This window comes from Lysobacter sp. DMC97 (genome assembly GCF_056313745.1).
Genome location: NZ_JBQUZR010000001.1, coordinates 697,719 through 713,365, shown reverse-complemented (window position 1 = coordinate 713,365; position 15,647 = coordinate 697,719). Strand labels below are relative to the sequence as shown.

The 15,647-nt window shown below is 72.2% G+C and carries 14 protein-coding genes; 10 read left to right on the top strand and 4 right to left on the bottom strand.

Annotated features, from left to right (window positions below):
• The first annotated feature begins 50 nt into the window (after positions 1-50).
• From ACT53Q_RS02745 to tldD, 4 genes are all read left to right on the top strand, one after another.
• A complete protein-coding gene (locus ACT53Q_RS02745) occupies positions 51-647 on the top strand; it encodes a Maf family protein (RefSeq protein WP_476185101.1) in 597 nt (198 codons plus the stop codon).
• Positions 644-2,194 (top strand): Rne/Rng family ribonuclease, encoded by a 1,551-nt coding sequence (locus ACT53Q_RS02740; protein ID WP_476185100.1) that lies wholly within the window; start codon positions 644-646, stop codon positions 2,192-2,194. The genes ACT53Q_RS02745 and ACT53Q_RS02740 overlap by 4 nt, the downstream gene beginning before the upstream one ends.
• Before the next feature lie 30 nt (positions 2,195-2,224).
• Positions 2,225-6,133 (top strand): YhdP family protein, encoded by a 3,909-nt coding sequence (locus tag ACT53Q_RS02735; protein ID WP_476185099.1) that lies wholly within the window; start codon positions 2,225-2,227, stop codon positions 6,131-6,133.
• A 129-nt stretch (positions 6,134-6,262) separates the two neighbouring features.
• The gene (gene tldD / locus ACT53Q_RS02730) at positions 6,263-7,714 is read left to right on the top strand and encodes a metalloprotease TldD (RefSeq protein ID WP_476185098.1); all 1,452 of its coding nucleotides are present in this window, start codon (positions 6,263-6,265) and stop codon (positions 7,712-7,714) included.
• Here tldD and ACT53Q_RS02725 read toward each other — a convergent pair.
• Together ACT53Q_RS02725 and yjgA are read right to left on the bottom strand one after the other, a co-directional pair.
• Positions 7,663-7,983 carry a dual-action ribosomal maturation protein DarP gene (locus ACT53Q_RS02725; protein ID WP_476185097.1) on the bottom strand — a complete coding sequence of 107 codons (321 nt, stop codon included), beginning with the start codon at positions 7,981-7,983 and terminating at the stop codon, positions 7,663-7,665. The genes tldD and ACT53Q_RS02725 overlap by 52 nt on opposite strands.
• A 4-nt stretch (positions 7,984-7,987) precedes the next feature.
• Positions 7,988-8,578, bottom strand: a complete 591-nt coding sequence (yjgA, locus tag ACT53Q_RS02720; protein WP_476185096.1) for a ribosome biogenesis factor YjgA — start codon at positions 8,576-8,578, stop codon at positions 7,988-7,990.
• A 17-nt stretch (positions 8,579-8,595) separates the two neighbouring features.
• Here yjgA and pmbA point away from each other — a divergent pair, with 17 nt between their 5' ends.
• From pmbA to ACT53Q_RS02690, 6 genes are all read left to right on the top strand, one after another.
• Entirely contained in the window at positions 8,596-9,963 is a 1,368-nt protein-coding gene (gene pmbA / locus ACT53Q_RS02715) for a metalloprotease PmbA (RefSeq protein ID WP_476185095.1), read from the top strand.
• Between the two features lie 95 nt (positions 9,964-10,058).
• Positions 10,059-10,427: a DUF4870 domain-containing protein gene (locus tag ACT53Q_RS02710; protein WP_476185094.1), complete on the top strand. Its 369-nt coding sequence runs from the start codon at positions 10,059-10,061 to the stop codon at positions 10,425-10,427.
• 126 nt (positions 10,428-10,553) lie between these two features.
• Entirely contained in the window at positions 10,554-11,993 is a 1,440-nt protein-coding gene (locus ACT53Q_RS02705) for a DUF1800 domain-containing protein (RefSeq protein WP_476185093.1), read from the top strand.
• The gene (locus ACT53Q_RS02700; protein WP_476185092.1) at positions 11,993-13,153 is read left to right on the top strand and encodes a DUF1501 domain-containing protein; all 1,161 of its coding nucleotides are present in this window, start codon (positions 11,993-11,995) and stop codon (positions 13,151-13,153) included. Before ACT53Q_RS02705 ends, ACT53Q_RS02700 begins: the two co-directional genes overlap by 1 nt.
• A gap of 128 nt (positions 13,154-13,281) precedes the next feature.
• Entirely contained in the window at positions 13,282-13,719 is a 438-nt protein-coding gene (locus ACT53Q_RS02695) for a DUF4870 domain-containing protein (protein ID WP_476185091.1), read from the top strand.
• 168 nt (positions 13,720-13,887) lie between these two features.
• Positions 13,888-14,430 (top strand): redoxin domain-containing protein, encoded by a 543-nt coding sequence (locus ACT53Q_RS02690; RefSeq protein ID WP_476185090.1) that lies wholly within the window; start codon positions 13,888-13,890, stop codon positions 14,428-14,430.
• A gap of 9 nt (positions 14,431-14,439) precedes the next feature.
• Here ACT53Q_RS02690 and ispA read toward each other — a convergent pair whose 3' ends face one another.
• Positions 14,440-15,357 (bottom strand): (2E,6E)-farnesyl diphosphate synthase, encoded by a 918-nt coding sequence (ispA, locus tag ACT53Q_RS02685; RefSeq protein WP_476185089.1) that lies wholly within the window; start codon positions 15,355-15,357, stop codon positions 14,440-14,442.
• Positions 15,350-15,622 carry an exodeoxyribonuclease VII small subunit gene (locus ACT53Q_RS02680; protein WP_476185173.1) on the bottom strand — a complete coding sequence of 91 codons (273 nt, stop codon included), beginning with the start codon at positions 15,620-15,622 and terminating at the stop codon, positions 15,350-15,352. The genes ispA and ACT53Q_RS02680 overlap by 8 nt, the downstream gene beginning before the upstream one ends.
• Positions 15,623-15,647 lie beyond the last annotated feature (25 nt).

Here is a 15,647-nt window from a genome sequence, read left to right as displayed (position 1 = left end):
TCCGTCCCGACCCTTCCGGGGGCGGGCATTCAGCAGGGTATCCTAGCCGGATGTTGCATCTCGCCTCGAAATCCCCACGCCGTCGCGAACTGCTGGCGCTGCTCGGCCACGACTTCGGCATCCTCGACCTCGACCTGCCCGAAACGCCGGGGCCGTCGGAATCCCCCGACGACTACGTGCGCCGCGTCGCACGCGAGAAGGCCGGCGCCGGCTTGCTGCAGGTGATCGGCCAGCCGGGCGCGGTGGTGCTGGGCGCCGACACCGAAGTGGTGCTCGACGGCCGCATCTACGGGAAGCCCGCCGACGCCGACGAGGCCGCGGAGATGCTGCGCAGCCTGTCGGGTCGCACGCATGCGGTGATCTCGGCGGTTTCGGTGGTCGATGCCGGCCGCGAGCTGCAGGCGGTGTCGGTGTCCGACGTTCGCTTCGCGCCGCTGGGGGAGGACGACATCGCGGACTACCTCGCCACCGGCGAGTGGGCCGGCAAGGCCGGCGCCTACGGCATCCAGGGCCGCGCGCAGGTGTTCATCGCGCACCTGTCCGGCAGCTACTCGGGCGTGATGGGGCTGCCGCTGCACGAAACCGCCGGGCTGCTGCGCGGCATCGGCCTGGCGCCCACGCGCCGCACGACGGAGGCGGCGCGATGAGCGAGGAGATCCTGATCAACGTCACCCCGCGCGAGACCCGTGTCGCGGTGGTCGAGAACGGCATGCTCCAGGAACTCCACATCGAACGCGGCTGGCGTCGCGGCGTGGTGGGCAACATCTACAAGGGCCGGGTGCAGAGGGTCATGCCCGGCATGCAGGCCGCGTTCGTGGAGATCGGCCTGGACCGCGCGGCGTTCCTGCACGCCAACGACATCGTCCGCGCCAGCGTGGCGCCGGCCGACGCCGCGCTGGAAACGGCGCTGGAAACCGCGGTCGATGGCGATGCGGAAGCCGCCGCCGTCGCGGTGGTCGCGCCGGCCCCGGCGGTCGCGCCGCAGGTGGTGCCGCCGATCACCGAACTGCTGCGCGAAGGCCAGGAGATCGTGGTCCAGGTGGTGAAGGATCCGATCGGCAGCAAGGGCGCGCGGCTGACGACGCAGATCAGCATCCCTTCGCGCTACCTCGTGCTGCTGCCGCATTCGCGCGTGATCGGCGTGTCCTCGCGCATCGAGGACGAAGTCGAACGCCTGCGGCTGAAGACGCTGGTGTCCACCCACAACGCCGGTGCGCCGCACGGCTACATCGTGCGCACGAATGCCGAAGGCCAGCCCGCGGAAGCGCTGGCCGAGGACATCGCCTATCTCGCCCGTGCCTGGGCGCTGATTGAGCAGAACGTGCGCACGGTCGGCATCGGCCGCTGCGTGTACGAGGACCTCAGCCTGCCGATGCGCGCGGTGCGCGACCTGATGCGCCGCGACGTCGAGAAGGTGAAGGTCGATTCGCGCGAGACCTGCGAGAAGCTGCGCACGTTCGCGGCGAAGTTCATGCCCGGCCTCGCCGAGAAGATCGAGCCCTACAGTGGCCAGCGCCCGGTGTTCGACCTGTACGGCGTCGAGGACGAGATCCAGCGCGCGCTGGACAAGGAAGTGCCGCTGAAGTCCGGCGGCTACCTCGTCATCGACCAGACCGAGGCGATGACCACGATCGACGTCAACACCGGTTCGTTCCTCGGTCAACGCAACCTCGAGGAAACCGTTTACCGCACCAACCTCGAAGCGGCGCAGGCGGTGGCGCGGCAACTGCGCCTGCGCAACCTCGGCGGCATCATCATCATCGACTTCATCGACATGATCGATCCCGAGCATCGTCGCCAGGTGCTGCGCACGCTGGAGAAATCGCTGGCGCGCGACCACGCCAAGACCACGGTGTACGACTTCTCGCCGCTGGGCCTGGTGGAGATGACCCGCAAGCGCACGGTGGAGAGCCTGCAGCGCCAGCTCAGCGAACCCTGCCATGAATGCGGCGGCCGCGGCACGCTGAAGACCGCCGAGACCGTGACCTACGAGATCTTCCGCGAGATCACCCGTGCGGTGCGCCAGTTCGAGGCCGCGCGCCTGCTGGTGATCGCCTCGCCGAAAGTCGTCGCGCGCATCACCGAGGAGGAATCGCCCGCGGTGGCCGAACTGGAGGAATTCCTCGGCAAGTCCATCCGCTTCCAGGCGGACGAGCAGTACACCCAGGAGCAGTTCGATGTCGTGCTGCTCTGATCGCGCGCGGTCGCGCGGGGTGCCGGCCTGATGCCGGCGTCGCTGCGCCGCCGCCTGCGTCTGGCGCGCCGCGGGCTGTGGTACGTCGTCGCGGTCTCGATCGTGCTGATGGCGCTGAGTGCGGCCATCCTCAGCCAGTTGCTGCCGCTGGCGGAACGCCATCCCGACCGCATCGCCGAATGGCTGAGCGCTCGCGCCGGGCGGACCGTCCGCTTCGATCGCCTCGACACCGCGTGGACGCGGCGCGGCCCGCTGCTGCGGCTGGACGGACTGCGCGTGGGCGATGGCCCGAACGCCGTCTCGATCGGCGCCGCCGAGATCCTGGTCTCGCAGTACGCCGGCCTGCTGCCGGGGCGCTCGTTCACCGAACTGCGCGTGCACCATCTCGCGCTCACGCTGGAACGTGCCGACGACGGCCGCTGGCAGGTGCGCGGCCTGCCCGGGCAGGCGCAGGGCGGCGATCCGCTGAGCGCGCTGGAAGGGCTGGGCGAGCTGCAGGTGATCGACGCGAAGCTCGGCATCTCGGCGCCGTCGCTGGGCATCGAGACCACGGTGCCGCACGTCGACGTGCGCCTGCAGGTGCAGGGCAAGCACCTGCGCAGCGGCCTGCGCGCGCGCATGCGCACGGACGCCGCGCCGGTCGACTTCGTGCTGGATTTCGACCGCGAGCGCGGCGACGGCCAGCTCTACGCCGCGGCCCGCGACAGCGAACTGGCCGACTGGTCGCCGCTGCTGAAGGTCGGCGGCGTGACCGTGACCGGCGGCAGCGGTCGCGCCGAACTGTGGGCGACGCTGCGCCACCGCCAGGTCGCGGCGATCGCGGTCGATGGCGACCTGCGCCGCCTGCGCCTGCGCGGCGCGGCCTTCGCCGATGCCCCGGCCGGTGCGTCCGCCACGCAGCCGGTCGTGGAATTCGCACGATTGAAGACGGTCGCGCACTGGCGCAGCCGCGACGGCGGCTGGCGGCTGGATGCGCCGAGCCTGCGGGTCGAAGCCGATGCCGGCAACCGGTCGCAGGTGCTGGACGGCCTGGCGATCGCCGGCGGCCGCGAGTACGGCCTGCGCGCCGACCGTATCGACGCCGGCCCGCTGTTCGCGGTGTTCGCGCTGAGCGACCGCATGCCGCCGAAGCTTCGGCGCTGGCTGGTCGCGGCGCGTCCGGGCGCGGTGCTGGAACAGGTCCGCGTCGCCGGCACGCGCGGCGGGACGATGCAGGCCGCCGCACGCGTGCGCGCGCTGGGCTTCGCGCCGGTCGGCAACTCGCCGGGCATCGCCGACCTCGCCGGCCGCCTGCACGGCGACGGCGACGGTTTCGCCTTCACCTTCGATCCGGCGACGAAGCTGCGTTTCGACTGGCCCACCGGTTTCGGCGCGACCCACGTCGTCGGCCTCCGCGGCGAGGTCGTGGCCTGGCGCGACGAGGACCGCGGCTGGCGCGTCGAGACCCCGGCGCTGCGGCTGGACGGCGACGGCTACGGCGTCGATGCCCGCGGCGGCCTGTGGTTCCAGGGCGACGGCACGCGGCCGCGGATCGATCTCGTCGCCGATCTCGATGACGCCCAGGCGCCGGTGGCCAAGCGCTTCTGGCCGAAGTTCACGATGGCGCCGTCGCTGGTGCACTGGCTGGACGATGCGCTGGTGGCCGGGCAGGTGCGCGACGGCCGCGCGGTGGTCGCCGGCGAACTCGACGACTGGCCGTTCAAGTCGATCGACGGCGCGCCGCCGAAGGGCGTGTTCGACGCCCGCGCCACGCTGCAGGACATGCACGTGAAGTTCGCCGGCGACTGGCCGACGACCGCCGACATGGACGCCGACATCGCCTTCGTCGACAACGGCTTCCGGGTCGCCGGCAAGGCGGTGCTGGGCGAGGTCGGCATCCGCGAGTTCAGCGCCGGCATTCCCGATTACGCCGGCGGCCAGCTCGACATCCGCGCGCGCAGCGAGACCGACGCCGGGCGCCTGCTGTCGCTGCTGCGCGAGAGCCCGCTGCGTCGCGAGCACGGCAAGGTGCTCGCGACGCTGTCCGCCGCGGGCCCGGCGGCGGCCGATTTCAACTTCGTGATGCCGCTGCACGGCCCGCAGCCGCACAAGCCGAAGATCGACGGGTCGGTGGAGCTGCGCGGCGCGCGGCTGGCCGAATCCGAGTGGAAGCTGGCCTTCGCCGGCGTCACCGGCAAGGCGCGTTACGACGAGGCCGGTTTCACCGCCGACGGCCTGCGCGCGCAGTACGACCGCCAGGACGGCAAGCTTTCGCTGCGCGCCGGCCCCGGCCACGTGCGCGACCGGCGGCAGGGCTTCGAGGCCGAACTCGAGGCCTCGATGACCAGCGACGACCTGCTGGCGCGCGTGCCCGACCTCGCCTGGCTGCGGCCGCACGTGCGCGGGCGCTCGCGCTGGACGGCGGGCATCGCGATCCCGGCCGGGAGCGGCGGCGCCTCGCCGACCGCGACGACCCGGACCGCCGCATCGCCGGGCGTGTCGTCCCAGATCACGCACCTGCAACTCCGCTCCGACCTCGTCGGCACGGCGTTCGACCTGCCCGCGCCGATGGACAAGCCGGCCGGTGTCGCCCTGCCGACCACGCTGGACCTGCCGCTGCCGATCGGTCGCGGCGAACTGGCGCTCGCCTTCGGCCAGCGGCTGGCGCTGCGCGTGCGCCAGGGACAGGGCCAGCTCGGCATCCGGGCCGCGTTCGGCAGCGACCGCGTGGCCGAAGCGCCGCCGGCGTCCGGGCTGGTGCTCGGCGGCCGCGCGCCCACGCTCGACGCCATCGGCTGGATCGCGCTGACCGAGGGCGACGGCGGCAATGGCCGGCTGGCGCTGCGGCGTGCCGACGTGATGGCCGATCACCTGCAACTGCTCGGCGGCGATTTCCCCGACACGCGCTTGCAGATCGCGCCGGTGGCCGGCGGCCTGTCGGCGCAGATCGACGGCGCCGCGCTGGCCGGCGCGGTGACCATCCCCGACACCGGCGCCGGCACGATCTCCGGGCGCCTGCAGCGCGCCCACTGGCGCGCCGCGCCGGGCGGCGTGGCGACGGCACCGGCTGCGGCGCCCGTCGCCGACGGCAGCTTCGACCCGGCGAAGATCCCGGCGATCGCGCTGCGCGTGGACGACCTGCGCATCGGCGGGGCGGTGCTGGGCGAGGCGCAGTTCCGCTCGCGTCCCACCGCCACCGGCATGGACGTGCAGCAGCTCCAGACCCGCGGACCGAAGCGGAAGATCGACGCCACCGGCGAGTGGAGCGGTCGTGGCGCGGCATCGCGGACGCGGATCGACGCGCACGTCGCCAGTGAGGACTTCGGCGACTTCCTCGGCGATCTCGGCCTGAGCGGGCGCATCGGCGCGGGCAAGGGCCAGGTGCGGTTCGCCGCGCAGTGGCCGGGCACGCCGATGAACTTCCAGCTCGGCGCGCTCGACGGCGAACTGACCATCGACGTGCGCGACGGCCGGCTGGTGGAAGTGGAGCCGGGCGGCACCGGCCGCGTGCTCGGCCTGCTCAGCCTGGCCCAGCTGCCGCGGCGGCTCACGCTCGATTTCCGCGACTTCTTCTCGAAGGGGTTCGCCTTCAACACCCTCGGCGGCCACGTGAAGTTCGACGGCGGCAGCGCGCGCAGCGACGATCTCGCCATCGACGGCCCGGCGGCGCGCATCAACATCCGCGGCGCGGCCAACCTGCGCGCGCAGACCTTCGACCAGACCATCGAAGTCGTGCCCAAGGCCGGCAACCTGCTGGCCGCGGTCGGCGCCATCGCCGGCGGCCCCGTGGGCGCGGCGGTGGGCGCGGTGGCGAATGCGGTGCTGCAGAAACCGCTGGGCCAGGCCGCGTCCAAGAACTACCGCGTCACCGGGCCGTGGAAGGACCCGAAGGTGGAGGTCGTCGAACGGCCGCCTGCCTCGGCCTCCTCCGGGACGGCCGCGCGTGGGGCGCAGCGATGACCGCCAGCGCGCTGCGACCAGCGCGCGCCGCGGACGCCTTTCCCTTCGGTCGCGCGATCGTGCATCGTGCGACTTGATCCCGCGGCATCGCGTGACCATCTCCCTGTTTCCACTCTCCCCGACGCCCGCATGACCGACCTCGCCGCCACGTCGCTTTCCGAATCCCGACTGCTGTCCCCCGCCGGGCTCGATCTCGCCGGCCTGGACCGCGCGTTCGGCCAGCTGATGGGGCCGGGCATCGACTTCGGCGACCTGTATTTCCAGCATTCGCGCCGCGAGAGCTGGACGATGGAGGACGGCATCGTCAAGGACGGTGCGCATTCGATCGACCAGGGCGTGGGCGTGCGCGCGATCTCCGGCGAGAAGACCGGGTTCGCGTATTCCGACGAAGTGCACGCCGATGCGCTGCTGGCCGCCGCGCGCTCGGCGCGCGCGATCGCGCGCGAAGGCGATGCCCGCGCGCCGCAGGCGCTGGCACGCATGACCGCGCCGGCGGCGCTGTATCCGGGGCACGATCCGATCGACGCCTTCGCCAACGCCGACAAGCTCGACGCGATGCGCCGCGTCGACCGCCTCCTGCGCGCGGCCGATCCGCGCGTGCGCCAGGTGACGGTGTCGCTGAGCGCCTCGATGGACACGATGTTCGTCGCGCGCAGCGACGGCGTGACCGCCGGCGACGTGCGTCCGCTGGTGCGCTTCAACGTGCAGGTGATCGTCGAACGTAACGGTCGCCGCGAATCGGCGTCGGTGGGCTACGGCGGGCGCTACGGCTACGACGACCTGCTGGCCGGCGATCGTCCCGAGCGCTGCGCACGCGAAGCGCTGCGGCAGGCACTGGTGAATCTCGAAGCCGTCGACGCGCCGGCCGGCACCATGCCGGTGGTGCTCGGCCACGGCTGGCCGGGCGTGCTGCTGCACGAAGCCGTCGGCCACGGCCTGGAAGGCGACTTCAACCGCAAGGGCACGTCGACCTACGCCGGCCGCATGGGCCAGCGCGTCGCGTCGCGGGGCGTCACCATCGTCGACGACGGCACGCTGCCGGGCCGGCGCGGTTCGCTCACGGTCGATGACGAAGGCACGCCCACGGCGTGCACCACGCTGATCGAGGACGGCGTGCTGGTCGGCTACATGCAGGACACCCACAACGCGCGGCTGACGGGCGTGGCGCCGACCGGCAACGGCCGCCGCGAGTCCTTCGCGCACACGGTCATGCCGCGGATGACCAACACCTACATGCTGGCCGGGCAGGACGATCCCGAGGACATGATCCGCTCGGTGAAGAAGGGCCTGTACGCGGTGAATTTCGGCGGCGGCCAGGTCGACATCACCAGCGGCAAGTACGTGTTCTCGGCGACCGAGGCCTACCTGATCGAGGACGGCCGCATCACCGCGCCGGTGAAGGGCGCGACGTTGATCGGCAACGGCCCGGAGACGATGCAGCGGGTGACCATGATCGGCCACGACCTGGAACTCGACGAGGGCGTCGGCACCTGCGGCAAGAACGGCCAGAGTGTGCCGGTCGGCGTGGGTCAGCCGTCGCTGCTGATCGACCGGCTGACGGTGGGCGGGACCAAGGCGTGATCGGCGGCGGCGTCCGCGGATGGCGTTGACGTCACGCATTCCAGTGCGCGGATTTCGAGTGCGCGGATGTACCGCAGCAGGAACCGCGGGGTCCCGTGCTTGTGCCGCATGGCGCGCGCCTTCTGGATCATGCGCTTGAGCGTGTCGCGATCGGCGCCGGGATGCGCTTCGAGGAAGGCGGGCAGGGCGTCGAACCCCTCCGCGATCAGCCGTTCCCGCCAACGCACGGCCTGCAGCAGGTCAGGCGGCATCGGACCGGCGCGGCCCATGCGCTCAGGTCTCGTCGGCGTCCGCGTCGTCGCCGTCGAAACCGGCTTCGTCGCCTTGATCGTCGCCGTCGTCGGCCTGCGTCTCGAACAGGTCGCGCAGTTCGCGGAACAGTTCGCGGTAGGCGTGCGGCGGCTTGTTCTTCAGCCGTTCCTCGTGCGCGTTGCGCGCGAGCTGGCGCAGGTGCTGGCGGTCCGCGTGCGGGTATTCGGCGAGGAATTCGGCCAGCGCGGCGTCGCCGTCGGCGATCAGGCGCTCGCGCCAAGCCTCGGCGCGATGCAGCAGCGCCGCTTCGACGCGCCCGGCCTGGCCGTTGGCGTCCAGCGCGTCGCGGATCGCTTCCAGCGTCGCGTCGTCTTCCCGCCGCATCTGTTTCGCCAGATACTGCAGCTGGCGCTTGTGCGCGACGTGCGACGTGATGCGCCGGGTCTCGTCGATGTGCGGGACCAGACGGTCGGGCAGCGGCAGCTTCGACAGCTGCTGCGGTGTCAGCAGCGACAACTGCCGCGCCAGTTCGAGCACCTCCAACGCCTCCCGCCGCTGCTGGCTGCGGCTGGGGGACAGGAAGTCGCCGGTTTCGGGATCTTTGCCTCTCATCGCCACAGGATAAAGCATTGAACGTCATCGCTTCCGCCGCTCCCGTCGCCGACGACAGCCAGGACCGCCTGGATCGCCTGTCCGACCTGGCCCGCGACCTGCTCGCCCGCGCCCGGGTGCAGGGCGCCGACCAGGCCGAGGTCCGCTGCGACGAGGACCGCGGACTGGACGTCAGCGTGCGCATGGGCGCGGTGGAAAGCGTCGAATCCACCCGCGACCGCTCGATCGCCATCACCGTCTATTTCGACGGACGCAAGGGCAGCGCCAGCACCGCCGACCTGCGCCCCGACAGTCTCGACGCCACCGTCGCCATGGCCTGCGCCATCGCCCGCCACACCGAGCAGGACCCCGCGGCCGGCCTCGCCGACGCCGACCGCATGGCGACCGACCTTCGCGAGTTCGACGCCTGGCATCCGTGGGACCTCGAAGCCGACGACGCGGTCGACCTGGCGCTGGCCTGCGAAGCTGCCGGCCGCGACGCGGACCCGCGCATCGCCAATTCCGACGGCGCCTCGGTCGCGACCAGCCGCTCGATCGGCGTCTACGCCAATTCGCACGGCTTCCTCGGCCGCGAGCGCGACACCCAGCACAGCATCGTCTGCGGGCTGATCGGCGGCCGCGGCGACGCCATGCAGCGCGACCAGTGGTTCACCGTCGCGCTGGCCCGCGAGGATCTGGAGGCGCCCGAGGCCGTGGGCCGCCGCGCCGCCGAACGCGTGCTGGCGCGGCTCGATCCGCGCACGCTGCCGACCGCCGACATGCCGGTGCTGTTCCAGGCGCAGGTCGCGCGCTCGCTGATCAACCATCTGGTCGCCGCCGTCTCCGGCCAGGCGCTGTACCGCGGCGCCAGCTTCCTGCTGGACAGCGTCGGCACGCGCGTGCTGCCGGACTGGTGCGCGATCCGCGAGCGCCCGTTCCTGATGCGCGGCCTGCGCTCGTCCGCGTTCGACGCCGAGGGCGTCGCCACCCGCGAGGCCGACCTCGTCCGCGACGGCGTGCTGCAACGCTACGTGCTCGGCAGTTATTCCGCGCGCCGGCTGGGGCTGGAAACCACCGGCAACGCGGGCGGCGTGTTCAACCTGGAGGTCGCCGCGAACGCGGGCGGCCTCGACGACCTCGTCCGCGGCATGGGCACCGGCCTGCTGGTGACCGAGCTGATGGGGCAGGGCGTGAACGCCACCACCGGCGACTATTCGCGCGGCGCGGCCGGGTTCTACGTCGAGAACGGCGCCATCGCGTATCCGGTGGACGGCCTGACCATCGCCGGCAACCTGCGGACCATGCTGGCCGGGATCGAGGCCATCGGCGACGACGTCGATCCGCGCTCCCATCTGCGCACGGGATCGATTCTCATCGGCCGGATGACCGTCGCCGGCTCGGTTTGACGTTGCTGTTATCTTAGGCGCGCCTGCCGGTCACATGCCGGCGGGATCCTGTTCCTGTACCAGACCATCCACATCCATCTCCGGGGAGTAGCCACATGACCGATACCAACGACACCGCCGCACAGGGCTCCGCGCCCCAGGATCAGCGCACCCTCGCACTGATCGCGCACCTGCTGGGCATCCTCACCTGGTTCATCGGTCCGCTGGTGATCTGGCTGATGAGCAAGGACGACGCCAACAAGGGTTTCGTCACCGACCAGGCGAAGGAAGCGCTGAACTTCCAGATCACGGTGACGATCGCCTTCGTCGTCAGCTTCATCCTCACCATCGTCAGCCTCGGCCTGCTGTTCTTCCTGCCGACCCTCGTCGGCATCGGCAACCTGGTGATGTGCATCATCGGCGGCCTGAAGGCCAACAACGGCGAGACCTACCGCTATCCGTTCGCGCTTCGCCTTATCAAGTAATCCGGCGCACCGCGATCGTCCCGAAACGCCTCCGGCGCGCTGCGCCGGGGGCGTTTTTTCGTCCGGCGGTCAACCCGCGGCGCCGCGAGGCGTTTCCATTCGCGTCTTCCGGCGATGGAGCACGCGATGGGCATCGGGCAAGCGACCGCGGCGGTCAACCGATTCGGGCTGGGCGCCACGCCCGGCGAACTGGCGCAGGCGCGCGACGCACGCGATTGGCTGCATGCGCAGCTGCGGCGTGGTCCGGCGCTGGCGCCGTTCGCGAATCTTCCCGACAGCGCGACGGTACTGCGTCGCCAGAACGAATACCGGCGCGAGCGCAAGCAGACGCGTCCGCCGAAGCAGCGCAACGCGACCGAAGCCGCGCCCGTCGCGACCGACGCCGATGCGCGGGTGCCGGAACGCGAGCGCACGCCGCTGCAGCAGGCGATCCGTCGCGACGCCTTCGCCGATCTCGCGCTGCGCTATCGCGTGGCCGCGGACACCGATGCGCCGTTCGTCGAGCGTCTCGTGCATTTCTGGTCGAACCATTTCGCGATCTCGATCGACAAGAACCAGGCGCGCCTGCTCGCCGCGCCGATGGAGCGCGAGGCGATCCGGCCGCACGTCACCGGGCGCTTCGCCGACCTGCTGCTGGCGGTGGAAACGCATCCCGGCATGCTGCTGTACCTCGACAACGCGGCGTCGATCGGCGACGACTCGATGCTGGCGCACCGTGCCGCGCGACGCGACGGCAAGCGCAAGCTCGGCCTCAACGAAAACCTCGCCCGCGAGATCCTCGAACTGCACACGCTCGGCGTGAACGGCGGTTACGCGCAGCAGGACGTGCTGGAACTGGCGAAGGCGATCACCGGCTGGGGCACGCCGCTGCCGCGCGATGCCGGGCGTGGCGGCGGCAGTGCATTCGTGTTCCGCCCGATCGCGCACGAGCCCGGCACGCGCAGCGTGCTCGGCCGGCGCTATGTCGAGGACGGCGAGGCGCAGGGGCGGGCGATCCTGCGCGACCTCGCGCTGCATCCGTCCACCGCGAAACACCTGAGTTTCAAGCTTGCCCGGCATTTCGTCGCCGACGTGCCGCCGCCGGCGCTGGTCGAGCGCATGGCCGCGGCCTACCTGCGCAGCGGCGGCGAACTGACCGCGCTTTACGCGGCGATGATCGACGACGACGCGGCGTGGTCGGCCGATGCGCGCAAGTTCAAGACGCCGGAGGATTTCGTGATCTCGGCGATGCGCGCCGGCGGCATCGCGCTGGAGCGCGATCCGCGCGTGCTGCTGCGGCTGCTCGGCGCGCTGGGGCAACCCGGGTTCACGCCGCGCTCGCCGGCGGGCTTCCCCGACACCGCGGCCGACTGGGCCAGCGGCGATGCGCTGCGCAAGCGCTTGCAGGCGGCGACCGCGCTGTCCTCGCAGGTGGCGTCGGCGCAGCGGCCGCTCGATCTCGCCCGCGACGTGCTCGGCGACGCTGCGGCGCAGGGCCCGCTGGGCGAAGCGCTGCGTCGCGCCGGTTCGCCGCAGGAAGGCTTCGCCCTGTTGTTCTCCAGCCCTGCGTTCCAGTGGAGGGTGTGATGGCCGTGACCGATTTCCACCTGACCCGTCGCCGTTTCCTCGCCGCGCTCGGCGGCAGCGCGGCGCTGACGCTGTGGCCGGGCCTGTCGCCCGCGGCGACCGGCGGCGCGCAGACGCGGATGCTCGTCGTGCTGCTGCGCGGTGCGATGGATGGCCTGCACCTGCTGCCGCCATCGGACGACGCCGACTACCGCCGCCTGCGCGGCGCGCTGGCGGTGACCGACGCATTGCCGCTGGACGGCCATTTCGGCCTGCATCCGAAGCTGCCGTTCGCGCACGGCCTGTACGCGCAGCGCGAGCTGTTGCCGATCGTGGCGGTGGCGCCGCCGTACCACCAGCGCTCGCATTTCGATGCGCAGGACTGTCTGGAGAACGGCACCGCCGCGCCCGGCGGCGCGCGCGACGGCTGGATCGGTCGCTGCATCGGCGCGATGACCGCCGACGAAGGCGTGGCGATCGCGCAGGTGATGCCGCTGGCGATGCGCGGTTCGACCCGCGCCGGGATCTGGTCGCCGCCGTTGCCGCGCCCGGTGCCGGACGCGTTGATGCAGCAGTTGCAGCCGCTGTACGCCGCCGATCCGCGGCTCGCGTCGATGTTCGCCGACGCCATGGCCGAGGCCGGCATGGACGCCGCCGGCGACAGCCGCGGCGCGTTCCGCCTGCCCGACGCGATGGCCGCCGCGGCGCGGCGCATGCAGGGGGCGGACGCGGCGCGGATCGGCTTCGTCGAGGACACCGGCTGGGACACGCACCGCGGCCAGCAGGCGACGCTGGAGCGCAAGTTCGCCGAGCTCGACGCCGGCCTGCGCGCCTACCGCGAGGGCATGGGCGGCGATTGGGCGCGCAGCGTCGTCGTCGTCGTCACCGAATTCGGCCGCACGGCCGCTGCCAACGGCACCGCCGGCACCGACCACGGCGTCGGCGGCATGGCGCTGCTGGCCGGCGGCGCCGTGCGCGGCGGCCGCATCGCCGGCGACTGGCCGGGGCTGTCGCAGGCGGCGCTGAACGAAGGTCGCGATCTGCGCCCGACCACCGATCTCCGCGCGGTGTTCAAGGCGGTGCTGGCCGGGCATCTGGCGGTGCCGGAATCGGTGCTGGAAACGCGGGTGTTCCCCGACAGCCGCGCGGTGCGTCCGCTGGACGGCCTGCTGCGGGCGTGACGTTCGGCAGCATGGCCTCCGGCAGGGTGTCTTTCGTTGGCTTGTCCGGCCGCGCGCAAGCCCCATCCTGTGCCTGCGCCGGACGTTTCCGGCAGCGACCGGCGGGGGTGGCCCCGCGAGGAGTTCCCATGAACGACACCCTGTCCCACGACGCCGCGCCTGCCGTCGACATGCCGGCCGTCGACACCCCCGCCGGACTGGCCTCGAACGACCGCACCCTCGCCGCGGCCGCGCACGTCGCGGCGCTCGTGGCCGCGCTCGCGACGTCGTGGTTCGCGGGCGTCGCCGGCGCAGTGGCCGCGTTCGTCGTGTGGCTGCTGGTCCGTGACCGGTCCGCGTTCGCGGCGACGCACGCCAAGGAAGCGCTGAACTTCAACTTCAGCATGTTCCTGTACGCCGTCGCCAGCATCCTGCTGGTCGTGTTCACCCTCGGCCTGGGGCTGATCATCGCCGTGCCGCTGTGGATCGGCCTGGCCATCGCCTGGCTGGTGTTCACCATCGTCGCGTCGGTGAAGGCCTACGACGGCGAGACCTACCGCTACCCGCTGACGATCCGGCTGTTCTGATCGGCGGTCCGCAAGGTCGCGTCTGACTCTCCGCCCGGGGTGCGCGCCGCCCCGGGCGGTTTCGTTTCTGCATCCTCGCGCAACGGATCGCGTCGTCCGCGACTCCCTGTCCTCGTGTCGGCACCGCAGGTCGCGGTGCCGCGTCCATCGAACGAGACAGGGAGTCCCATGCGCCTGAAACCGCCGCAATCCACGCCGACGCTGCCGCTGTCGGACATCGAGGGCCATCCGATCCGCATCGGCGACGGCCGCAAGCTGCTGCTGTCGGTGTTCCGCGAGGCCGCGTGCCCGTTCTGCAACGTCCGCGTCTACGAGCTCACGCACGACCACGACGACCTGCGCGCCCGAGGGCTCGATATCGTTGCGATCTTCCATTCCGACGAGCGTGACGTGCGCCGCTTCATCGCGCGCCAGCCGCGGCCGTTCCGCATGGTGGCCGATCCCGAAGGCCGCGCCCACGCGGCGTTCGGCGCCGAGCGTTCGTCGCTGGGCAAGGCGAAGGCGCTGCTGATGCGGCTGCCTGCGCTGTTGCGGGGCCTGCGCCTGCTCGGCTTCGCGCAGGGCAGCCGCCCGACCGGCGCGCTGATGCCCGCGGATTTCCTGATCGACGGCAGCGGCCGCATCGTCGCGACGCATTACGGGCGCGATGCCGGCGATCACATGCCGATGGCGCGCATCCTGCGGTTCGCGGAGGACGGCACGGCCGGGTGAGGTCCGGCCTCAGCGGTCGCGTTCGACCACCTGTCGCGCCAGAGCAGCGAGCCGCGCGGCGCGCTCGCCGAACGGCGCCAGCGCATCGCGCATCGCGTCGGCCTGTTCGGCCAGCGCGGTGCGCGCGCCGTCCACGCCCAGCAGTGCCGGGAACGTGGCCTTGTTCTGCGCGAGGTCCTTGCCCGCGGTCTTGCCGAGCGTGGCGCTGTCGCCCTCGATGTCGAGCAGGTCGTCGCGGATCTGGAAGGCGAGGCCGAGCGCATCGGCGAAGCGGTCGAGCACCGCGGCGGTCTGCGCGTCCGCGCCGCTGGCGATCGCGCCCAGCCGCACCGCGCAGCGCAGCAGCGCGCCGGTCTTCAGCGCATGCAGCCGGCGCAGTTCGTCCAGCGCGATGTCGCCGCCGCGGCCGGTGGCGTCGATGTCGAACGCCTGCCCGCCGCACATGCCGGCGGCGCCGGCGGCGGTCGCGAGTTCGCGCACCATCGCGATCCGCGCGTCGGCGGGCAGCGCTGCATCGGCGAGTTGCCGGAACGCGAGCGCCTGCAGCGCGTCGCCGGCGAGGATGGCGGTGGCTTCGTCGAAGGCGACGTGCACGGTCGGTTGGCCGCGGCGCAGGGCGTCGTCGTCCATCGCCGGCAGGTCGTCGTGCACCAGCGAGTAGGCGTGGATGAGTTCGACCGCGGACGCCGGGGCGTCGAGCGCGGCGTCGTCGGCACCGAGCAGGGTGCCGGTGGCGTAGACCAGCAGCGGGCGCATGCGCTTGCCGCCGAGCAGCGCCGCGTGGCGCATCGCGGCCTGCAGGCGGGTGCCGGGGACGGCGTGGGCGTCGATCGCGCGGTCGAGCGTCGCGTCCGCGCGCGCGCGCCAGGCGGCGAAGGCGTCCGCGGGCGCCAGGCCGGCCTGCGCCGGCGGTGACGCTTCAGACATCGCCGAAGGGTTCCGCGGTCTCGGGCTGTTCCGGGTCGCTGAGCAGGCGCACGCGCAGTTCGGCCTGTTCCAGCGCCTGCTGGCAGCGGCGATAGAGGCCGACGCCGCGTTCGTACGCGGCGAGCGAATCCTCCAGGCTCATCTGTCCCTGTTCCATCTTCTCGACCAGACGCTCCAGCGCGTCCAGCGACTGTTCGAAATCCGCGACCGGCGACGCGGCGTCCGCGGCGGTCTCGGGCGTGTCCGTGGGTGTCTTGCGGGCCATGCCGGCAGTGTAGAGCGTGCGCTGC